This window comes from Pyxidicoccus sp. M6 (assembly GCF_055568925.1).
In genome coordinates this window covers 2,210,976-2,231,339 of sequence record NZ_CM145714.1, presented here as the reverse complement: position 1 = coordinate 2,231,339, position 20,364 = coordinate 2,210,976, and the positions used below count along the sequence as shown (strand labels likewise).

Sequence of the window (20,364 nt, the reverse complement as noted above, 5' to 3'; positions counted from 1 at the left end):
GCCCAGGCCGTAGCGTACGGCATCACCGGGGGCATGCTTCCCCCTGAAGGCTCACCGGGCGCGGAGCATCTCGCCGCGCCGCCTGCCGCGTACTTCACGTTCGGAAGGCCCTTCGTCCTGGCCTACGTCGCGCTGGGCCTCGCGCTCGTGGCGCTCGCGCGTGCCGAGGGCAGGCGCGGAAACACGTTCGCGATGGCACTCGTCGCGGTGGCAGCCCTCGCGGATGTGGGCGTCTACTGGCTGAGCAGCACGCTGGGCGTGGCCTTCCGAGAGCGAGTCTTCTGGAACCTCGAGGTACCGGCGCTCGTCGGCTTGCTGCTGCTCGTGAGCGCGAGAGCCGGATGGGCCTGGCGCCGCGATGGAAGGCTCCGCCCATCGGTGCTCGCTTTGCCGCTGGCGCTGCTCGCCACCGCCGCACTCCACTACATGCCGCATGGTCCGGTGCTCGGGCTCTCGCTCGCGTTGCTGCTCGAAGCGGCACGGATGCGCTCCCCCACGATGACAGCGCACTCCTCTGCCCTGGAGGAGGTCCGGTCATGAGCCGCGCCTGGATGAAGTGGGCTGCCGGCCTCGCGGTGCTTGCGATCGGAGCGGCCGGAGCGGTGCTCGTGCCCTATCGACCCGTGGAGGTCGACGGCTCCGCGCCTCCAAAAGCGCCGTACACCCTGCCCTCGCCCCAGCCCGGCCTCCGGCTGCACGTCTTCAACACGGCGATGAACCGCATGTCCTCCGTGCTCGTCGGCTCGCAGCGGCCGTGGCGTCCCGCGCCTGCCTTCGCCATCGAGCACCCGACGCAAGGCCTGGTGCTGTTCGACGCGGGCATTTCGCGCGAGGTGGCTCGCGACGGAGAGAGCGCCCTGCCCATTCCCCTGCGGTGGCTCTTCGAGAGCCGGGGCCGTGAAGAACGGCTCCTCACGGCGCAGCTGCGCGAGGCGGGCCTGCGCCCCGAGGACGTGCGTCAGGTCATCGTGTCTCATCTCCATGACGACCACGTGGGAGAGCTCGGCGAGTTCCCCAACGCGCGCATCATCGCCGGCCCCGGCACGTCCTCGTTCGCGGCCGAGCACGCCTGGTCCGCGCGCTGGCGTGAGCTGTCATTCGACAAGGCCACTCCGCTCCCGCCCTTCGACGCGAGCCTGGACCTCTTCGGCGACGGAAGCGTGGTGCTGCTCGCAGGTGGCGGGCACACCCACGAGGACCTGATGGCACTCGTCTCACTCCCCTCGGGCCCGGTGCTGCTCGCAGGGGACGCGGTGGTGCACCGTGACTGGCTGGAGAGCCGGGACGTGCAGCGCATCGCGGTGGAGCCGGAGCGCGCGGCGGACGTGCGCAACCAGGTGCGCGCGCTCCTCGCCGCGAGGCCCGACGTGGCGATGCTCGCGGGCCACGACCTGGGCGGCGTGCCCATGGACCGCGAGGACCTGCGCGTCCACCACCCCGAGTGGCTCGCGCCCGGAGCGTGGCCGGTGTCGCCCTGAGAAGCGGGAGCGAGCCGCCCATTCCGAAGACGCAACCGCGTTGCGCGCGGCGGGGCGTGGCTTCAGTGCCCGGACGCGGCGGACGCGGTGATTTCCTCGGACATCTGCCAGGTGAAGAAGAAGGGCACCCCGAGGGAGCGGCCGGTGACGGGCGCGCCCACCGGGGCCTTGCGCGCTCGAGCAGCCCTCCAGCCGAGCACCCCCAGGGAGGCCAGCCCCAGGAGCGCGGGGCACACGGCCAGCGCGCGCATGCGTCGTGGCCGGGGAGCACCGAGGCCGCAGGCGGACACCGCGACCAGCAACGGAACGGAGAGCCGGCTCGAACCGAGCCAGGAACGGAGCTTCGCGGGGAGGGAGAGGGGGCTCATGGCCCTCAACGGTAGGGCGTGCATCCCTGGCTGTCGCGCCACCCCTGCACGGCCCGTCGTGGGGCATGCGGGAGAACGGGCTGCGGCCATCTCGGCTGGTGGCGCTCAAGACCGCCTGTCGTGGCCGAACCAGCGCAGGGTCCCCTCCCTCGCCGAGCGCGGGGCCGCGGTCATCAGGTCCGCCACCGTCTGCGCCGCGAGCTCCCGGCGCCACGCCGCCTCGGCCCTGTGCATGGCGGCTGCGATGGCACACGGCCTCAGGAACTCACGCGACGACGGGTTGGCTTCGGCGCAGCGCTGGCGAATCTCGGTGCAGCGGAAAGCCTCTTCCGTTCCCTCAATCGCGGAGACGATGTCGAGGAGCGTGATTTTCCCGGGAGCACGCGCGAGCAGGAACCCGCCGCGCGCGCCCGGAGTCGACGTGAGGATGCCCGCGCGCCCCAACGCCTGGAGGCACTTGTTCAGGTAGGCCGGCGGAAGCAGGAACCGCTCCGCGAGCCGTGCCGCCGGAACGGGGGCCTCCCCGCCCAGCCACGCGAGCGTCACGCAACAGTGAATCCCCCACTCCACCCCTTCGCTCATCCGCATCGTCCGCAGTCCTCTCAACCTGGATATTGCTCATCCAGATTGAATTGACAAGGCATCCACCCCTTCGCACATTCCGGCTCGAAACCCAGACACCGAGCAACCAGATTCAACGAGGTCACCCCTATGTCCCAGTCCCCCACCGCGAAGGCGGCAAATCATCTGTCCTTGATGAACCCGAAGGGGCTCTTCGACCCGACACCCTACGGGTTCTCCCACGTGGCCCAGGTCGCGCCCGGCAGCCGGCTCGTCTACATCGCGGGCCAGGGCGGTGAGAGCGAGTCCGGCGCGCTGGCACCGGACTTCCCGTCCCAGGTGCGGCAGGCGATGAGCAACCTCCGCACGGCGCTGGAGGCCGCGGGGGCAGGCGTGCGCGACGTCGCCAAGCTCACCGTCCTCATCGTGGACCACTCCGAGGACAAGCTGAAGGTCCTCGGCGCCGAGCTGGAGCGGGCGTGGAACGGCGCCATGAAGCCGACGTGCACGCTGATTCCGGTGCCGCGCCTGGCGCTGGACGGGATGCTGTTCGAAATCGAAGCCGTCGCCGTCCTTCCCGCGTGAGCCCGGAGGAGGCACTCACCGCGTCTTGCACGGCGACAGCGTGCGCTTCGCGGTGAGCAGGTCCTCTTCCGTGGTTTGGCTTCCTACCCATCCTTCATCTCGTAATGGAAGGCGGAGCCCAGCGCGCGTGGTTGTCGCCCTTGGCCGGCACGCCATTCAGCGGCACGTTGCCGGGTGGCCGCGTCGCGGACGTTCACCCTGCCAGGGAGATGACCCAGTCCCCCCGATAGGTCTCCGTCATGGGCAGGCGGGCCAGCGGCGGGCAATACCGGAAGTGCTCCTCGAAGGGCGCTATTCCGGCACGCTCGGCGAGCCGGAGCAGTGCGAGCCCCTCCATCCAGATGGCCCGCCGGGGCGCGAAGCGTGTCACCGGCGTCGTGAACAGCTTCGCGCGCTTCTCCACGTCCTCGCCGTGGACGAGCACCGCGTGCCGGAAGGCCTCGGTGAAGGCCGCGCCATCCCCGTCCAGCAGGGCCCCGGCACAGGCCACGAGGTCGGCACCCTCCTCGCCGCCGAGCGTCTCCAGGGCTTCGAGCTTCGGGAGGACGGCTTCCCGCGTCCCAGGAGCAACCAGGGCATGGAGCAGTTGGGCCCGCGCATGTTCGGTGCGGTACTCCTCCTCGGGAAGCCAGCGCGTCTCCGACAGCTCCGCCACCTGCCGGGCCAGGTCCCAGGCACCTGCGGCAGCGGCCCCGAGCAGGGGCGCGGTGTACCGGGAGGGAGGCAGGGGCAGCGCCTTGAGCTGAAGGTGCTTCAGCAGCCGCCGCCAGTTCTCTGCGGCCCGGCAGAGGTTGAGGAAGAAGCCCTGCGGATTGCCGTCCACCAGCAGGGTAGCCACGGCGACGATATGGAAGTGAAGACAGAGCTCATCCACGTCCCGGACGAGCGCATCACGCTCCGCGGTGGATGCGACCCGACGAATCAGTTGCTGAATGGCGCGTGCCGAGTCCTCCCGAAGTGCTGCGAGCTTTGCCACGCCGTCTCCTTCCGTCCGGTGCTCAGGCGAACATGTCGTCGAAGCCCTCGGCGGGGTGCGCCTTGAACCCCGTCAGCCCTGCCTGGGTGAAGGCCTCTCGCACCCGGTCCGAGATGAGGATGAGCTCCATCATGTTCCGGGCGCGGAACAGGTCTGCCTTCGGGTCGATCTTGTCCTTCGCCAGCACCAGGTTGCTGACATGACTGATGTCACCGGAGATGGCGCTGGTTTCGTACTCCGACTTCTTCATGTCGATGGCGTCCTGGGAGCCGAGCACGTTGAGGATGCCGTAGCCCTCCGCCACCGGATTCCATTGGTGGTCGCACAGGGTGACGGGCAGGAACTCCACGTTGTCCACGTGCACCCCCCCCAACACCCCCTTCACTCGCGAGGACACCAGCAGCACGCCCACCGTGTTGCGCACGAAGTCGTAGACCTTGCGCCGATTCGGGAAGTGGTCGGAGAACGAGACCTTCCCTCCCGCCGGGAATTGCCGCCCCAGGGGTTCGCCCTTGCTGAACTTCCAGTTGGTGGGGCTGTCCTTGGGCAGCGCGTCGATGATGGCCCCATCCGCTGACTCCGCCTTCAATACCCAGTAGTTCATGCGTTTGGCTTCCTACCAGAGGCTGCCCCACTCGTAGGTACCGCCGTCCTTGTTGGCGTACCTCACATGCTCGGAGCCGGGTCCCACATACCGCACCCCAGCGACCTTGGCGGCAACGAGGGCCCGGCTGAGCTTGACCAGGAAATTCCAGAAACGACCCTCCAGCTTTTTCAGCTCTTCGAAGACAAGCTCCGGAAGATTGCCGTGCGGCTTCTGAGTATCAATGAGTTCCTGCAGGTCCTTGGACACCTTCCGCATCTCATCCATGACCTTCAGCGTGTACGTCTCGTGGTCGCTGGGATGGCAGATGAGGGAGTGGACCGGAACGGCCCAGTCCTCCGCGGGCAGGTTGATGATGTTGTGCCCGTGGTTGATGTTGTAATCAGACATCAATATCAAACGAAGCTGCTTGTACGTGAACGCAGGCTTGCCGTCCTTCATCTCGTAATAGAAGGCCGAGCCCGGCAGCATGTGGTGGGCCTTCCACGCGTACGGGTACTGCTGCTCGTAGGTGGGGTTGAAGTTCTCCTTCGGCCCCTCGGGGAACTCCGCCCGCTCCTTCACCATGTCCCGAATCTCATCCAGGTGGGCATGGCTGAAGTTGCGGTACACGCCCCGGCCGTCCTGCGCCTTGAGGTACGTGTAGCCGCGACGCGCGTAGTTGTCGCCCTTGGTCAGCACGCCATTCAGCGGCGCGTTGGGGTCCAGGTGCCCGTCGGGAGGCGGAGGTTCCGCCGCCTTTTTCTTCTTCTTCGACTTGCTCTTCTTCGCTTCCTCCTGGGCCGCCGTCCGCGCCGCCGCCTTCCGGGCCAGGCCACTCTTGAAGATGGCGTTGAGCCGACGCGCCAGTTCCGTGTTCGGGTTGTGCCGGGAGTCATCGGTCGTCATGGAACAGCTCCCCTGGACGGTGGTGGAGGCTCGGCCCCCAGAAGAATGGCTGCTCGTCCGGCGTCGTCCGCGCTGGAAAGGATGAGGCAGGTGGACGAGGGCGCATACCCGCGTTGCAGGCCCCGGACAGCCACGCAGGCGGCGACGCCTCCCGTGGCAGCCCCCACGTCTCCGAAGCCAATGGCCGGATACCACGCCGGGGGGCCGGCCAGAGCCGCAGCCAACTCGCGAAGTCGTAGCAGCACCATCCCCCACTCCCGGGCGCGAACCTCCTCGCCATTGTGGTCGCTCACGAGCAGCGGCGGCGCCCCGACCGGGCCCACCGCCGCGAGCACCTCTCGCGCGCACTCCGCCAGCGCCCGCCCATCCGAAGGCCTGTCCGAGCCTCGCGGGTAAAGCTCCTGCCCCAGCCGGACCCCGTGCAGCACGACGCGGGCCGCCCCCCGGGGCGAGGGCTCTGGCCCGTCGAGCGTCACGAACAGCGCGGCGCCCGCCTCTCCGGGTGTCAGCCCCACCGGCTGGTCCGGCGTCTTCAGCCGCGCGTCGTTCGCGAGGACCTGGAGCGTCGACTCCTCGACCAGACAGTCCAGCCCCATCACCACGCACGAGCGCAGCCCGTGACGCAGCAACTCGGTATGGGCCGCGTGCAGCGCCTGCGCGTAGGCCACATTGCCGCCGCCGAAGAAGCGTCGCGGCCCCTTCCAGCCCAGCCCCAGGTTGCGCAGGCTGGTGTCCAGCACGCGCGTCCCCAGGACTTCGATGCGCCGCGCCGCCGTGTCATCCGGCTCGCCCAGGTCCAGTCCGCGCTCCCAGGGGTCCGGAAGCGCCAGGTAGAGGCCCGTCTCCGGCCCGAGTGCCTCCAGAGCCAAGCGGGCCCCCAGGTCCTTGAGCACCTCGCACGCGAGCGCGACGAGCCTGCCGACTCCCGTGAAGCCGAACGTTGCCACTGGCAGGGCACACACGGTCAACGGCCAAGGCACCTCGTCTCCAGGCAGGGCGAGCTCGGTCTCCAGGGCGGAGGAGGGACGCAACAGGTTGGCCCGGAATGCGGCACAGGCAGGAAGCGCCGGCCCGAGACAGGAGGCCATCCCCACTCCTCCGACGAGCACCTTCACGGGAGCCCCCGCGCGCCTACGCCATCGACGTATGCCTTGTCAGCCATGAGCGCCGCCCTCCAGCGAGCGGGAGAAGCGCAACGCGGGCAGCCGGCGCGCGGCCTCGAGCTGCGCACGCTGCACCCGCGTCCACGCATCGGGGCTCAGCCCCGTTTCCCCCTGGGTTCGCACCTCCAGCACCCGTGCGAGCGACCGCCGACGATACATGGACGCGTCCCGCAGGGCATCCAGCAGCGCCACCTGCCCGAGGCGCTGGCCATGGACATAGCGAGCAGTGGGCTCGAAACGCTTCGCGTGCTCCGCCCACCACGCCTCGACCACGGCGACGTCCGGCCTGGGCAGGTCCGCTTCGGCGTCGTACTCCGTCGGGGACGTCTCGAGGCCCGCCTCCTCATCTCCCGTCGCGGACTCCCGCGCTTCGGCGGCAGGCTCCATCACCCGCCCGGTCACCATCGAGAATGCCTCCGCCGCCAGCGGTGCCCAGCGTTTCTCCCGCATCAGCGACAGGCAGGCCCGGACAGCATCCACCGTGCCGAGCAGCCCCACCGCCCTCGTGGCCTCGGCCCGGGTGAGTGGGTCATCCAGGGCTTCGAGGAGCAGGCGCTGGTTCTGGGCCCCGCCCGCGATGGCCAGGGCCTGCATCGCCAGCCCACGCAGGGGCCCGCGCTCCGCCACCTGCCGGCGGCACTCCAGCCATGCCAGCCGACTGCCCCCGGTCAGCCCCGCTTCCAAGGCGGCCGCCCCCACCTCCGTCAACGCGGAGCGCAGGCCGAGCGCCAGGGCCGCGTCGGGAAGACGTCCAGGAAGCACGCCCACGCAGCGGAACGCAGCGGCCCGCACCTCGGGGGCCTCGTGCGTCAGCAAGCCAGCCAGCCGGGCCCCCGGGTCCACGCGCCAGGCCCCCAGCACATCGAGGACCGCTGCGAGCACCGGAGGAGGAAGCGCGGACTCCAGCAGGGAGCGCAGCCGGCTCTCCAACTCCGCTCCCCTGAAGAGCCGCAGGGCTCGCCTGATGCCGTCACGCGGGCCGTCCTCCCCTTCCAGGAAGACCTGGAGCACACTCCGCACCCCCACCTCGGGCTGCGCCTCCTGGAGGAGCAGTGCGAGCGCGCCACACTCCCCCCTGCCCGGCTCGTCACATTGACCGAGCGCGGGTACCAGCAGCCGGTCCGCCGCCTTCGCTCCCGCGAGGACGAGCGCATCCACGTGGGCCAGGAGCCTGCCCTCCAACACGGCCACCTCCTCCAGGACATGGTCCGGAGACACGAGGGCGAGCCGCCACTTCCCCCAGAGGAAGCAGGACTCGTCGAGGTGCGCCTCCAGCATGTCCCAGGAGATGGGGAGCGAGAGGTGCTGTGGAGACACGGCCATCAATCCATCCCTGCGCGCCTAGTTGATCTGCGTCTTGCCGCCACGCAGGCGGAGGACCTGCTCGGCGTCGACCTGCACGTTGTCGCCCCTGAGCAGCACCTGACCGTTGCGCCGGAGGACGAGGCTCGCCTTGCCGCAGCGCAGCTCAATTTCATCCGGGGTTCCGCCCAGCAGCCTGGCCAGGGAGAAATGCTTCCCATTGGCGATGAGCTCGGGGGCCTCGGCGTCCGCCGCTCCTGATGACGCGGGTTGCAGCAGCTCGTCCAGCAAGGGCGTCTCGCTTGCCATCTGGAGAAGGCCCAGGACGATGGGCTGCGAGGGCGCCCCCCGCTCGAAGCAGAGGACCGCGCCCTGACGCTGCTCGATGGCCCGCTTCAGCGTGGCCCCCTCCACGGCAATCGTGAGCCGGGCCTCCAGGGGACCGAGGCGGTTGCCTTCGAAGTCCACCTGCACCGTGCCCTGCCGACCCTGGCCCACCACCCAGCCGACCCGTGTTCCGAGGATTTGCTCTTCCAACTCGGCCGGAGGACGCCCGGCATCCCGCTCATGTGTGGCCACGTGCCCCCCTACGACCGGCTCCCGGCCGCTTCTACATTTCCTTGTCACAGACCAGGCAGTTGCACCTGCCCGTGCCCTTGCCGAACGCAACCACGGGTGGCTGCATGAGCGGAGCAGGAAGCGTGTTCTTGTCGTTGTGGAGCATCAGGTCCATGGCACGGGCCACGTTCTTCCCCTCCACCTGCACGTCGAAGGAGAAGTTGACGAACTCGGCCTTGCCCTTCGTCTTTCCGGACACGACTCCCCCACCGGCCGTCCCCGCCTCATCGCCGGTACTGGTGCTGAAGTTGGAGTCCTTCACGCACAGGGGGTTGCCCTCGACCGTCACGGACTTGCTGCCCTGAGCGGTGTCGGAGGACTTCGCGATATTGGGGTACGGGAGGGGAATGGGGCCGCCGGGACTCGGCGTCTTGCAGACATCGGGAAATGCCACCGTCACCCCGCTGGAGTCCTTGGTGACCACGGACATCTTGTTGACGCCGACCGTATTCGCCATCGCGCCCCCCTGCCGTTGCATCAACACGGCCCTTTTCAGGTTGGGGAAGTGTGACGAAAACCACCCGCATCTTCAACACGGCGGGCGCCTGCTGCTCTTCACCGCGTCTTGCACGGCGACAGCGTGCGCTTCGCGGTGAGCAGGTCTTCTTCAGTAGGGCTGGCGTAGCGCACCTGCTTCGGCGCGGCCTTCAGCTTCGCCACATCGTGCACGTACACCACGCCCAGTTGGCGGCTGAGCACGGTGCGCAGGCCGGTGCTGTCGTGGAACGCGCCGAAGAACGCACCCGCGGGCTTCAGAGGTATCGGCGCCAGCGCGTTGGGCGGGCGCAGCAGCAGGATGGAGAAGTCCTCCGTCTGCCATTCACAGGGGTCCTTCCGCCCCTTGCGGTCCATCCACGACACGGTGAGGTCCGTCACCGAGCTGCCGTCATCCCACTTGCTGCCGAAGCTCTCCCAGAGCCGCGTGCAGTCGGGCGCCTCGCACTCGCGCGTGGGCACGAAGTCCAACACCTCCAGCGGCATGCCCACGCCCGCGCGTCCCGTCTCATTGTCGTTGGCCCGGCGCAGCTTGCACCCGGTGGGCGCGTCCTTCTGCCGCAGCGCCACCGGCGTGCCCGACAGGCGGCCCGGGGGCAGCAAATCGCACCCCACCTCCAGCTCCGCCATGAGGTACGTCTTGCGGTCCTCGTCCGTGCCCATCCGTACCGCCCACCATGTCGTGGGCGTCGCTCGGCACGCCTGGGTGTCCGCCTTGCCGAAGACCCACAGCGGCACCTTCGGGTCCGGCGCACCCAGCCGCTTCACGTCCTCCGGAGGCACCAGCTTCACGCCGGCGCGGTCGGCCTCGCCGCCCCGGAAGTACGTGTCCTTCGCCGGAGGGATGATGGCCTGGTGCACCAGCCAGCCCGAGCCGGACAGCCCCACCAGCGCGCGCGAGGTGAAGGGCACCACGTCCGGCTTCGCCGGGCAGCCTCGGTCGGCCTCCTCCATTGGGATGACCGTCGCTTCGCCGTCATCCTGCGCGAACGCGCCCAGGGGCGTGAGTAGCGACAGGCCCACCACCAGCGCCTGCGAAGTCAGCCGGACCGCGGACATCATCGGACTCCTCCCCTCGCAAAAGACCGAGCGCCGTCATACCTCAAGACGCCCACGCGGGGTGCCGCTCGCTCAGGGCTTGCGCTTGCGCTTCTTCGGAGGAGGCAGCACCTCCACCTGGACCGGCGGCTCCGCCTTCACGGCCGGCCCCGCATCCGGCGCCGCCGCGGGGGCCTCGGGGGCCTTCACCTCCACCTCGTCATTCAGCGGCACGCGCCCCACGGAGCGGCGGAAGAGCTCCCACAGCGCGCGGTGGTGCGCTTCCGGCGTCGCCGTGCCCGACAGCACGATGCCCGCGCCGCTGTAGCGCGCCTCCAACCCCAGGGGTTGGAGCCCCGAGACGACCGACGCGAGCTGCTCCTGCAGCACCGGCATGTCGAACGTGAGCTCCAATTCGCGCGCCACGTACGCATCCGTGCGCAAGAGCTCCATCAGCGCCGTGCGGCACGCGGTGTCCTTCACCGTGGCGGACAGGCCTCGCTCCCCGCCCTCCGTCGTCTTCAGGTCCGGACACGCCTTGCGCGCGGCGGCCAGCCGGGACGCGACGTCCTCCGGCGGCGGCGAGCCCACCGTGAGACGCCACACCGCGAAGCGCCCCTCGGCGTACAGGAGGAGGAGCGTCCGTCCCGTCGAATGCCCGGTGAGCAACAGTTCGTTGCTGCCCGGGAGCAGCTCCGCCGTGGCCACGGAGGTGTCCTCCACCTCCACCCAATCCACGGTGGCCAGCTTGTGGAAGTGCTCTTTTCCAGGCTCCAGCGGGACGGACAGGTCCACCGGCCAGGCGCCGGACAGGGCCGGGACGAGGAGGGCCAGGAGTGCTCCAACGGCGTACATCCGAGCGGACATGGGTGCTCCGGCGGGGTGGTACGTACCCCTAGCACGGGATAAGAGAGTGGCTCTATGCCTACCTGGACCCTCTGGGTCGCCTGCCTGGCGTTGTGCTTCACCCGGGCCCTGGTCGCCGCCGCGGAGTCCGCCCTGTACGGGACGTCGGACCTGCGCGCCCAGGAGCTGGCGGAGTCACAGCCCGGCGCGGCGAGCCGCCGGGTGCTCCGGCACAAGACGAACCGCGAGGCCACCGCCACCGCGCTGCGCCTGGGCACGCTGCTGAGCGGCTTCCTCGCCGCCGCCATTGGCGCCTTCGTCCCACCCCGCATGCTGGACATGACCCGGTACGGAGAGGCCGCCTGGCTGCCCGTGGCCACCGTGGCCGCGGGCGCCCTCTTCGTGGGCGTGCTGGCCAGCCTCATGGAAGTCACCATGCGCGGCCTCGCCAACGCCAACCCGGAGCGTTGGGCGCTGCGGCTGTCCGGCATCGTGTCGCTGCTGGTGTTCCTGCTCTACCCGCCCATGCGCCTGACGCTGGGCGTGCTCAACCTCATGGCCCGCACCTTCGGCCGCACGCTGCGCTTCGAGCCCCCGCCCCCGCCGCTGGAGGAATTGGAGAAGCTGCTCGCCGCGCAGGCCGCGAAGAACGAGGTGGACAAGAGCGCCCCGCAGCTCATCCGCTCCATCTTCGAGCTGTCCGACAAGCGCTGCCGCGACGTCATGGTGCCGCGCACGGAAGTCGTCACGGTGGACAGCACCGTCTCCACGGACGAATTGCTGCGGCTGCTCGCCGAGGAGAACCACTCGCGCATCCCCGTCTACCGCGACGACGTGGACCACATCATCGGCGTGCTGCACGCGCGCGACATCATCCCCCTGCTCCAGCACCCGGAGCTCATCGTCCTCCAGGACATCATCCGCCCCGCGCACTTCGTGCCGTGGATGAAGCCCATCGGCGACCTGCTCCGCGACATGCAGAAGCGGAAGATTCACATGGCCATGGTCGTCGACGAGTACGGCGGCTTCATGGGCATCGTCACGCTGGAGGACATCCTGCGCGAAATCGTCGGCGACATCGGCGACGAGTTCGAGGTGGAGGAGAAGCAGGTCGAGAAGATGGCCGACGGCAGCTTCCTCGTGGACGCCGCGCTGGAGGTGGATGCCTTCACCCAGGCCTTCGGCTTCCCGCTCCCCGAGGGCGACTTCGACACGCTCGGCGGCTTCCTGTCGTCGCTGGCCGGCCACCTGCCGGACGTGGGCGAGCGCTTCACGTACAGCGGCTGGCAGTTCGTGGTGGCCTCCAAGGAGGGGCCGCGCATCGACCGCGTGCGCATGTCCCGCCTGAAGTCCTCCGCGGGCAAGGACGGCCGCGACGGCAAGGACGGCCGCGAGCCGCGCGACGGCAAGGAGCCCGGCCCCCGAGAGCCGCGCGTGGAGCCGGCGGTGACGGCGAAGCCCTGAGGTGTCAGTCCCCCTCGGGGCCATTCAGCGGGGGCACGTGGGACAGGGGCAGCGTGCGCGTGTCGTCGAAGGGCGCGCGCCGCTCCGTGCCGCCGAAGCGCAGCACCACGCCGCCCGTGACGCGCACCTCGCGGGTCTCCGGGTCCGCGCCGCTGGTGGAGGCTCCGGTGGTGGGCTCGCTGGCGAGCGGGAAGAGGACGCGCAGGGGCATGGCCCCCTCCTCCGACGTCAGCGCCACCGCCACCTGCTGCGCGCCCGACGCCACCCGCCGCCCGTCCACCCGCAGCTCGAAGTCCACCGAGGACACGCTGGCCGCGTCCGAGGACGGGTTCGTCACCTGGAGCGCCAAATCCAACACGCCCGAGCCGTCCGGCCGGAAGTCCACCGCGACGGCCTCCACGCGCACGGCCTCGTCGTACGCGCGCGGCCGGAAGGGCACCGAGCCCAGGCATCCGGAGAGGACGCCACCGCACAGCAGCGCCAGCGCGGTCCTGCGCACAGGCCTCACCCACCCAGCAGAGGCTGGAGCGCCTCCACCGTCAGCGGCCAGCCCGCGCGCTTCGACAGTGCCTCGAGCGCCTTGATGAACTCCGCCGCCGTCTGGAAGCGCCGCGCCCGGTCCGCGAAGAGCGCCTTGCGCGTCACCTGCACCGCGTAGTCCGGCAGGTCCGGCGCCAGCGACGACAGGAGCGGCACCCGCGCGTCACGCACCTTGTGCATCAGCTCCGCCTCGTTTTCCCCGGAGTGCAGCCGGCGGTTCGCCCAGAGCTCCCAGAGGATGACGCCCAGCGCGAACAAGTCCGTGCGCGCGTCCACCGGCTGGCCCAGCACCTGCTCCGGGCTCATGTACGGCAGCGTGCCGCGCAGCGCGCCCGCGTCCCCGCGCATCATCCCCTCCACCTCCGCCACGCCGAAGTCCGTCAGCTTCACGTCGCCGTTGATGCCCAGCAGCACGTTGGCCGGATTCAGGTCGCGGTGGACGATGGTGGCGCCGTTCTCCCCCACCTTCGCCCGGTGGATGTAGTCGAGCGCCTTGAGCAGGCACCAGGCGATGTAGCAGGCGGACTCGGGCGGCATGGCCGCGCCGGCCTTGATGAGCAGCTCCTGCATGTAGCCGAGCGTCCGGCCACTGACGAGCTCCTGCACCATGAGGTAGTCCGGCCCCGCCTTGAAGAGCCGGTACGTCCGGACGATGTGCGGATGGCGCAGCCGTACCGTCAGCTTCGCCTCGTCGACGAAGGCCTTCACGTACGCAGTGTCGCTGCGGAACGAGGGGTGCAGCCGCTTGATGACGACTTCTTCCGGCTCGCCCGGCGAGCGTTGCGTGGTGGCCCGGGCACGCGCCTGGTACACCTCCGCCATGCCGCCGACAGCCAACCGGCCGACCACCTCGTAACCGCCCAGGTCCGGAGCTTCCGCCACGTCTCAATCCTACTGCGAATTTCCGTCCGCACCCATTATTCCGCCATGAGGCCGGCGTAGACGGACTCGTATTTCCGGGCGGAAGCACTCCAGGAGAAGTCCTTCTCCATGCCCCGGCGCCGGAACTCCGTCAGCCGGGGAGGGTCCGCGTAGAGGGCCAGGGCCCGGCGGATGGCCGCCAGGAGGGCGGCCGGATGGAAGGCCTCGAAGAGGACGCCGGTCCCCTCCAGCCCCCCCTCCACGGTGTCCACCAGCCCCCCGGTGGCCCGGACGATGGGCACCGTGCCGTAGCGGAGCGAGTACATCTGGTTCAGCCCGCACGGCTCGTACCGGCTGGGCATGAGGAAGAAGTCCGCCCCGGCCTCCACCAGGTGGGACAGCGCCGAATCGAAGCCGAGGTGCACGGCCACCTGCTTGGGGTAACGGGCCTGCAACGCGCGCAGCCCGTCCTCCAGCGGCCCCTCCCCGCTGCCAATGCCCACGAAGCGGATGTCCGCCTGGAGCGCGGTGGGCAGCACGTCGAGCAGCAGGTCCATGCCCTTCTGCCACGCCAGCCGGCTGACGATGGCGAACACCGGCGCGTCCCCGTCCGGCAGCCCGAAGCGCTTCAGCAACTCGCGCTTGCACTCGGCCTTGCCCTCCAGCTCGCGCGGGCCGAAGCGGGCCGGCAGCACGGGGTCCGTCCGCGGGTCCCACTCGTGCGCGTCGATGCCGTTGAGGATGCCGTGCAGCCGGTGCGAGCGGCGGCGCAGCAGGCCGTCCAGCCCGTAGCCCTGCTCCGGCGCCTGGATTTCGCGCGCGTACGTGGGGGACACGGTGGTGAGCGCGTCGGAGAAGACGAGCCCACCCTTGAGGAGGTTGACCGTGTCGTAGAACTCGAGGCCGTCCTCGGCGGTGAACAAATCCCAGGGCAGGCCCAGCTCGTCCATGACGCGCTTGGGGAAGTGCCCCTGGTAGGCCAGGTTGTGGATGGTGAAGACGCTCTTCGCGCGGGAGAGCGACGTGTTGCGGTAGCCGCGCTGCAGCGACACCGGGACGAGCCCCGTCTGCCAGTCGTTGGCGTGGACGATGTCCGGCACGAAGCGCAGCCGCTGCGCCGCCTGGAGCGCGCCCACGGAGAGGTAGGCGAAGCGCCACGCGTTGTCGCCGAACTCGCCCCACGCGTCGCCGTAGAGGCCGTCGCGGTTGCCGTAGAGGTGCTCGTTCTCCAGGAAGAGGACCTCCAGGTTCTCCGAGAGGCGCGCGGAGAGGATGGGGCCGGACGCCTGACCGATGGGGAGCCGCACCATCAGGGACTGGCCGGTGGGAGTGAGGCGGGAAGCGTCTCGCAGCTCCCGGTAGCGCGGGGTGACGACCTTGACGTCATGGCCCAGCGCGGCGAGCGCGGCGGGCAGGGCCCCGGCCACGTCCCCCAGGCCTCCCGTCTTGGAGAAGGGCGCCACCTCCGAGGAGATGAAGAGAATCTTCATGGGCCCACATTGACGAGTGGCAGGCATGAGTCAACCGCGAACGTGCACCTGGGCGTTTCGTCCCCTATGTTTCAAACGTGCAGATTCCATCAGACCCCATCCAGCGTTTCGCGGCCATCTTCGAGCGGGCGAAGAAGGCCGTTCCCGTGGACCCCAATGCCATGGTGGTCGCCACCGTGGGCGAGGACGGACGCCCCAGCGCGCGCGTGGTGCTGCTGAAGGACTTCGACTCGCGCGGCTTCGTCTTCTTCACGAACTTCGACAGCCGCAAGGGACACGACCTGCTCACGCACCCCTTCGCCGCGCTGTGCTTCCACTGGGCGCCACTGGAAGAGCAGGTGCGAATCGAGGGCCGGGTGGAGCGCGTGTCCGACGCGGAGGCGGACGCGTACTTCCACAGCCGGCCGCACGGCAGCCAGGTGGGCGCCTGGGCCAGCCTCCAGAGCCAGCCGCTACCCTCGAGAGATGTGCTGGACGCGCGCGTGGCGGAGGTGGAGGCCCGCCATGCCGGAGGTGAGGTGCCCCGCCCGCCGCACTGGTCCGGCTTCCGCGTGGTGCCAGACCGCATCGAGTTCTGGCATGCGCGCCCCAGCCGCCTGCACGACAGGCACGTCTACCTGCGCGAGGGGGACGGATGGCGCACGGAGATGCTGTACCCGTAGGCCCCGCCATGGCTCCAGCCATGGTTCCGGCGGAACGGCGCGGGCCCCACGCCCTACCAGGGCACTTCCGAGCCCTGGTAGTCGAAGAAGTGGCCGGTGTGCTCCGGCCCCATGCCGTCGATGATGCGCAGCATGCCGTGCACCGAGTCCGGCGCCGGCAGCGGCGCCTGCGGTCCGCCCATGTCCGTCCGCACCCAGCCGGGGTGGAGCACCACGGTGGTGAAGCCCTCCTGGCGCAAGTCATTGGCCAGGGTGCGCACGCCCATGTTCAGCGCCGCCTTGGACATCCGGTACGCGTACGCTCCACCCTCGGTGTTCTCCGCCACGGAGCCCATGCGCGAGCTGACATGCGCCACCTTGCGCGCGCGGCCCCGGCGCAGCGCGGGCAGGAGCGCGGTGGTGACGCGCAGCGGGCCCAGCGCGTTGACGGCGAAGGTGCGCGCCATGTCCACGTAGTCCACGTCCGTCAGGCCACACCACAGGCCGGGCACGCCCGCGTTGTTGATGAGCACGTCCACCGGCGAGGCGCAGACGTCCGCGGCGAAGGAGCGGATGCTGGCGTCGTCCTCCACGTCGAGCGCGTGGATGCGCAGGCGGTTTCCCGCCTCGCGCGCCAGCGGCTCCAGCCGCCTCGCGCCCTCGGGAGAGCGAACTCCCGCGTCGACGGTGTCCCCGCGTCGCAGGAGCTGGTGGACGAACTCGAGCCCGATTCCCCGACTTGCCCCGGTGATGACGTAGCGCATGAAAGGCATTAACGCGCCGAATGCCCTGTGCAGGCAAAACGCGCCTGTTGAGCAGTGATGAGTGTGAATACGGAGTGCACGGTGGTCGGCGGATGGCCCTCCTCCCGGGTGGGGGTTGCGTGATGGTGTTTCAATGCACTGAGCATGGAAGGACAACACAATGACTGTCGTTGTCGTGGGTGGCGGGATTTCAGGATTGGTCGTGGCGCACGGATTGCGCTCGCGCGGTAGGGATTGCGTGCTCCTGGAGTCCTCGGCACGGCTGGGCGGCGCGGTGGGGACGCATGCGCGAGGCGGGTACCTCGTGGAGCAGGGGCCGAACAGCTTCCTGGACCGCGAGCCGGCCACGCGCGAGCTCGCGACGGTGCTCGGCCTCGAAGGTCGCATCCGCGCGGCCGACGCGGCGGCGAAGCGTCGCTATGTGTACACGCGGGGTCGACTCAGGTCCGTACCCGCGTCGCCGCCCGCCTTCCTCGGCTCGGACATCCTCCCCTTCGGCGCGAAGCTGCGCGTCATGGGCGAGCTCTTCACCGGCCGCCCGCCGCAGGGCGTCGACGAGTCGCTCGCGGACTTCGGCCGCCGGCACCTGGGACGCACCGCGACACAGGTGCTGCTGGACGCGGTGCAGACGGGCATCTACGCAGGCGACGTGGAGCGGCTCAGCGTGGCCGCCACCTTCCCGCCCCTGGTGAAGCTGGAGCGCGAGCACCGCAGCCTCATCCTCGGCGCCATCCGCACGCAGAAGGCCGCGCGCAAGGCCCTGCCCGCTGGCACCGGAGCCACGGGCGGCGCGGCGGCCCCGCCGAAGATGAGCGGCGCGCTGAGCTCGTTCGAGGGCGGCCTGCAGACGCTCATCAACGCGCTGGCGGCGGCGGTGGGCGACGCGGCGCACGTGGGCGCCACGGTGGAGGGGCTGGAGCGCGCGGGTGACGGCTGGCGCCTCAAGGTGAACGAGCACGGGCGCGGTGCGGAGCTCCACGCGAAGCACGTGGTGCTGGCGGTGCCCGCGCACGTGGCCACGGGGCTGCTCCAGCCGCTGGATGCCACGCTCGCCTCGGCGGTGGCGGAAATCGAGTACGCGCCCATTGCCGTGGTGCACCTGGGCTTCGACGCGGGGACGACGCCGGTGCCGGACGGCTTCGGCTTCCTCGTGCCCCGGGTGGAAGGGCGGCGGCTGTTGGGCACCATCCACGCGTCCACCACGTTCCCCTTCCGCGTGGAGGGAGGCCGGGTGCTCTACACGTGCATGGTGGGCGGGGCGCGTCAGCCTGAGTTGGTGAAGCTGGACGAGGAGGCCCTGGTGGCGCTGGCCCGCGAGGAATTGAAGGCGCTCGCCGGGGTGACGGCGACCCCGTCCTTCAGTCAGGTGTTCCGCTGGCCGCGCGGCATCCCCCAGTACAACGTGGGACACATGGAGCGCGTGTCGTCCATCGACGCGGCGCTCCAGCGCTGGCCGGGCCTCCACCTGACGGGCAATGCCTACAAGGGCGTGGGCATCAACGACTGCATCCGCAACGGAGGGCAGCTCGCGGAAACCCTGGCGGCCGAGGCCGTGTAGGCGTCGTGGAGATGGCTCGGGCGACCGCTCGTTGTCAGGTAGCGACCGCTCGGGCCGGGGGCGTCAGCGTAGACCAGGAAGACACGTCAGACTGTGAAGGCATGCTTCCCGGAGTCAGGAGCCCCCAATGCTTACCCTCCCCTCCCCCGTCCTCGTCCTCGCCGCCATCCTCCTCTTCCCCATCGTCCTCGCCGGCAGCATGTTGCTGGACGTCCTGGAGACCGAGCTGGAAGAGGGCCCCGCGCACTGAGCCGCCCGGCGGGGTAGGCTCCCGCTGGCGCATGCCGGAGAAGTCGAAGGAAGCCTCCATCGTCCGAGCCACGTGGCGAGCCCTCGTGGAGCCCCGGAGGTTGTTGCCCATCCTCCTGGTGGCCGCGCCGCTCGTGGCCGCGCAGGCGCGCTTCAGCCGCGAGCCGCTGGCCATCTACCTGGGCATGCTGATGTGCCTGCTCTTCGTGGCGGTGGCGCCGGTCACCTACCGCTTCCTCTTCCCGGAAGGGTTGGACCTGAGCCACGGCGGCATCCGCCTGCTCTTGTACTGCACCGTGGGCAGCGGCGTGGTGCTCACCTTGGGCTTCGTGCTGCCGAAGCTGCTCGGCATGGGGCCCACGTTCCTCACCCAGCGCATCAACCTCGCCATCTGCGGCGCGCTCTTCCTCGTGGGCGGCTGGGGCCTGGGCCGGGACATCGGCTTCGAGGAGAGCCTGGTGCGTGAGCGGGCCCGCGCCGCGCGCTTCGCGCTGGAGGCGGAGCAGGCGCAGTTGCTCGCGCTGCGCAGCCACCTGGACCCGCACTTCCTCTTCAACACCCTCAACGCCATCGCCGAGTGGTGCCGCGAGGACGGCGCCGTCGCCGAGGCCGCCGTGCTGCGGCTGTCCACCATGCTCCGCTCCGTGCTCGCCGGCGTGCGCAGCGCCACGTGGCCGCTGGCGCAGGAGTTGGAGCTCATCCGCACCCTCTTCGATTTGCACCTCCTCAGGGACCCGGACCTCTTCCAGCTCGGAATGAACGTTCCTTCCGGCGTGGGCGACGTGCCGGTGCCGCCGCTGGTGTTGCTGCCGCTCGCGGAGAACGCGGTGAAGCACGGCCCCGCCGCCGGCCACCGCGGCCGCCTGTCGCTGGACATCGCCGTGCGCGGCGACGAGGTGGAGGTGGCGATTGAGAACCCCGGCGCCTCCAAGGGCCCCCGCGAGGGCAGCGCCGGCCTGCCCACCGTGGAGCGCCGCCTCGCCCTGGCCTATGGCGGCCAGGCCCGCCTCGCCCTCACGAGCGCCAACGAGCGCACCCGTGTCACCGTCACCCTGCCCCGCGCGGGCCCCCTGCCTGGAGTCCTCACGTGAGCCCGCCCCTGCGCGTCCTCGTCGCCGATGATGAACTGCTCGCCCGCAAGCGCCTGTCCCGCCTGCTGGCCGCCTTCCCCGACTGGGAGGTCTGCGGCGAGGCCGCGGACGGCGAGGCCGTGCTCGCAGCCGTGCGCGCCGGGGGCGTGGACGTGGTGCTGCTGGACATCCACATGCCGGGCTTGAGCGGTCTGGATGCGCTCGCGCTGATGCCGGAGGGGCGCCCGCGCGTCATCCTCTGCACCGCCCACGCGGAGCACGCGGTGGATGCGTTCAACCACGGCGCCGTGGACTACGTGCTCAAGCCCGTGGAGCCCGCGCGCCTGCAGAAGGCACTGGAGCGCGCGCGGGCCCGGCTGGAGGAGTCCGCCCGCGAGGCTCCGGCCGCCAGCGCCGAGAAGCCGCCTGCGTCCACTCCGGCGCGTGGACTGGGGCGGCTGCCCATTCCCACACGGCAGGGCATCGTCCTGGTGGACCCGGACACGATTTCGCATGCGGCGCTGGAGGACGAGCTGGTGACGGTGTTCACCGGCCAGGGCGACTTCCTCACCGACTTCACGCTCAATGAGCTGGCGGAGAAGCTGCCCACGGAGCGCTTCCACCGCGTGCACCGGCGCGCGCTGTTGAACCTGTCGCACGTCACGCGGCTGGAGCCGCTGGAGACGGGCGGCTACCTGGCGCGCACCGTCCGGGGCCACGCGGTGGAGGTGAGCCGCCAATCCGCGCGCGAGCTGCGGCGCATGCTCGGCCTCCGCCGGGGCGCCGAGGACGAGGGCTGAGCGCG

General features: G+C 70.3%; 24 protein-coding genes. 9 read left to right on the top strand and 15 right to left on the bottom strand.

The annotated features are described in order from the left end of the window. Window positions 1-33 precede the first annotated feature (33 nt). Window positions 34-540 (top strand): hypothetical protein, encoded by a 507-nt coding sequence (locus tag ACVTJA_RS09325; protein WP_465835675.1) that lies wholly within the window; start codon window positions 34-36, stop codon window positions 538-540. Further along, entirely contained in the window at window positions 537-1,478 is a 942-nt protein-coding gene (locus ACVTJA_RS09320) for an MBL fold metallo-hydrolase (RefSeq protein ID WP_465835673.1), read from the top strand. Before ACVTJA_RS09325 ends, ACVTJA_RS09320 begins: the two co-directional genes overlap by 4 nt. A 62-nt stretch (window positions 1,479-1,540) precedes the next feature. Here ACVTJA_RS09320 and ACVTJA_RS09315 read toward each other — a convergent pair whose 3' ends face one another. Next, on the bottom strand, window positions 1,541-1,846 hold the full coding sequence (locus ACVTJA_RS09315; RefSeq protein WP_465835671.1) for a hypothetical protein: 306 nt from the start codon (window positions 1,844-1,846) through the stop codon (window positions 1,541-1,543). Between the two features lie 105 nt (window positions 1,847-1,951). Further along, complete coding sequence (locus ACVTJA_RS09310; protein WP_465835669.1) at window positions 1,952-2,392, bottom strand: RrF2 family transcriptional regulator; 441 nt, start codon at window positions 2,390-2,392, stop codon at window positions 1,952-1,954. Window positions 2,393-2,557: 165 nt separating this feature from the next. On the opposite strand from ACVTJA_RS09310, the gene ACVTJA_RS09305 reads away from it, so the two are divergent. Beyond that, window positions 2,558-2,992 carry a RidA family protein gene (locus ACVTJA_RS09305; protein WP_465835667.1) on the top strand — a complete coding sequence of 145 codons (435 nt, stop codon included), beginning with the start codon at window positions 2,558-2,560 and terminating at the stop codon, window positions 2,990-2,992. A gap of 193 nt (window positions 2,993-3,185) precedes the next feature. Here the strand turns inward: ACVTJA_RS09305 and ACVTJA_RS09300 are convergent, their stop codons facing one another. The 9 genes from ACVTJA_RS09300 to ACVTJA_RS09260 all read right to left on the bottom strand — a co-directional run bounded on the left by ACVTJA_RS09300 (window position 3,186) and on the right by ACVTJA_RS09260 (window position 10,943). Then, complete coding sequence (locus tag ACVTJA_RS09300) at window positions 3,186-3,968, bottom strand: hypothetical protein (RefSeq protein ID WP_465835665.1); 783 nt, start codon at window positions 3,966-3,968, stop codon at window positions 3,186-3,188. Window positions 3,969-3,990: 22 nt separating this feature from the next. Next, window positions 3,991-4,572, bottom strand: coding sequence for an imm11 family protein (locus ACVTJA_RS09295; protein WP_465835663.1), 582 nt, complete (start codon window positions 4,570-4,572; stop codon window positions 3,991-3,993). Between the two features lie 12 nt (window positions 4,573-4,584). Continuing rightward, on the bottom strand, window positions 4,585-5,460 hold the full coding sequence (locus ACVTJA_RS09290) for an AHH domain-containing protein (RefSeq protein ID WP_465835660.1): 876 nt from the start codon (window positions 5,458-5,460) through the stop codon (window positions 4,585-4,587). Then, on the bottom strand, window positions 5,457-6,548 hold the full coding sequence (locus ACVTJA_RS09285; RefSeq protein ID WP_465835659.1) for a hypothetical protein: 1,092 nt from the start codon (window positions 6,546-6,548) through the stop codon (window positions 5,457-5,459). The genes ACVTJA_RS09290 and ACVTJA_RS09285 overlap by 4 nt, the downstream gene beginning before the upstream one ends. Window positions 6,549-6,614: 66 nt before the next feature. Beyond that, entirely contained in the window at window positions 6,615-7,946 is a 1,332-nt protein-coding gene (locus ACVTJA_RS09280; protein ID WP_465835657.1) for a TIGR02270 family protein, read from the bottom strand. An 18-nt stretch (window positions 7,947-7,964) separates the two neighbouring features. Beyond that, window positions 7,965-8,504: a DUF6484 domain-containing protein gene (locus ACVTJA_RS09275; protein WP_465835655.1), complete on the bottom strand. Its 540-nt coding sequence runs from the start codon at window positions 8,502-8,504 to the stop codon at window positions 7,965-7,967. Between the two features lie 31 nt (window positions 8,505-8,535). Continuing rightward, window positions 8,536-9,000: a DUF4150 domain-containing protein gene (locus ACVTJA_RS09270; RefSeq protein WP_465835653.1), complete on the bottom strand. Its 465-nt coding sequence runs from the start codon at window positions 8,998-9,000 to the stop codon at window positions 8,536-8,538. Between the two features lie 98 nt (window positions 9,001-9,098). Continuing rightward, complete coding sequence (locus ACVTJA_RS09265; RefSeq protein ID WP_465835651.1) at window positions 9,099-10,100, bottom strand: hypothetical protein; 1,002 nt, start codon at window positions 10,098-10,100, stop codon at window positions 9,099-9,101. 69 nt (window positions 10,101-10,169) lie between these two features. After that, entirely contained in the window at window positions 10,170-10,943 is a 774-nt protein-coding gene (locus tag ACVTJA_RS09260; protein WP_465835649.1) for a hypothetical protein, read from the bottom strand. Window positions 10,944-10,997: 54 nt separating this feature from the next. Here ACVTJA_RS09260 and ACVTJA_RS09255 point away from each other — a divergent pair, with 54 nt between their 5' ends. Beyond that, window positions 10,998-12,386: a hemolysin family protein gene (locus ACVTJA_RS09255; RefSeq protein ID WP_465835647.1), complete on the top strand. Its 1,389-nt coding sequence runs from the start codon at window positions 10,998-11,000 to the stop codon at window positions 12,384-12,386. A gap of 4 nt (window positions 12,387-12,390) precedes the next feature. On the opposite strand, the gene ACVTJA_RS09250 is transcribed toward ACVTJA_RS09255, so the two are convergent. Genes ACVTJA_RS09250 through glgA form a run of 3 tightly spaced genes read right to left on the bottom strand, consistent with a single transcriptional unit; the run spans window position 12,391 to window position 15,277 of the window. Further along, window positions 12,391-12,885, bottom strand: a complete 495-nt coding sequence (locus ACVTJA_RS09250) for a hypothetical protein (protein WP_465835645.1) — start codon at window positions 12,883-12,885, stop codon at window positions 12,391-12,393. A gap of 5 nt (window positions 12,886-12,890) precedes the next feature. After that, window positions 12,891-13,808, bottom strand: a complete 918-nt coding sequence (locus tag ACVTJA_RS09245; RefSeq protein WP_465835643.1) for a serine/threonine protein kinase — start codon at window positions 13,806-13,808, stop codon at window positions 12,891-12,893. Between the two features lie 35 nt (window positions 13,809-13,843). Continuing rightward, window positions 13,844-15,277 (bottom strand): glycogen synthase GlgA, encoded by a 1,434-nt coding sequence (gene glgA / locus ACVTJA_RS09240; protein WP_465835641.1) that lies wholly within the window; start codon window positions 15,275-15,277, stop codon window positions 13,844-13,846. A 77-nt stretch (window positions 15,278-15,354) separates the two neighbouring features. On the opposite strand from glgA, the gene pdxH reads away from it, so the two are divergent. Continuing rightward, window positions 15,355-15,939 (top strand): pyridoxamine 5'-phosphate oxidase, encoded by a 585-nt coding sequence (gene pdxH / locus ACVTJA_RS09235; RefSeq protein ID WP_465835639.1) that lies wholly within the window; start codon window positions 15,355-15,357, stop codon window positions 15,937-15,939. Between the two features lie 53 nt (window positions 15,940-15,992). Here pdxH and ACVTJA_RS09230 read toward each other — a convergent pair whose 3' ends face one another. Continuing rightward, window positions 15,993-16,682 carry an SDR family oxidoreductase gene (locus ACVTJA_RS09230; protein ID WP_465835637.1) on the bottom strand — a complete coding sequence of 230 codons (690 nt, stop codon included), beginning with the start codon at window positions 16,680-16,682 and terminating at the stop codon, window positions 15,993-15,995. Window positions 16,683-16,842: 160 nt separating this feature from the next. On the opposite strand from ACVTJA_RS09230, the gene hemG reads away from it, so the two are divergent. The 4 genes from hemG (at window position 16,843) to ACVTJA_RS09210 (ending at window position 20,359) form a co-directional block, all read left to right on the top strand. Next, complete coding sequence (hemG, locus tag ACVTJA_RS09225; RefSeq protein ID WP_465835635.1) at window positions 16,843-18,240, top strand: protoporphyrinogen oxidase; 1,398 nt, start codon at window positions 16,843-16,845, stop codon at window positions 18,238-18,240. A 127-nt stretch (window positions 18,241-18,367) separates the two neighbouring features. Continuing rightward, window positions 18,368-18,490, top strand: coding sequence for a hypothetical protein (locus ACVTJA_RS09220; protein WP_465835633.1), 123 nt, complete (start codon window positions 18,368-18,370; stop codon window positions 18,488-18,490). A 31-nt stretch (window positions 18,491-18,521) separates the two neighbouring features. Beyond that, window positions 18,522-19,580, top strand: a complete 1,059-nt coding sequence (locus tag ACVTJA_RS09215) for a sensor histidine kinase (RefSeq protein WP_465835631.1) — start codon at window positions 18,522-18,524, stop codon at window positions 19,578-19,580. Next, a complete protein-coding gene (locus tag ACVTJA_RS09210) occupies window positions 19,577-20,359 on the top strand; it encodes a LytR/AlgR family response regulator transcription factor (RefSeq protein WP_465835629.1) in 783 nt (260 codons plus the stop codon). The genes ACVTJA_RS09215 and ACVTJA_RS09210 overlap by 4 nt, the downstream gene beginning before the upstream one ends. The last annotated feature ends 5 nt before the right edge of the window (window positions 20,360-20,364 follow it).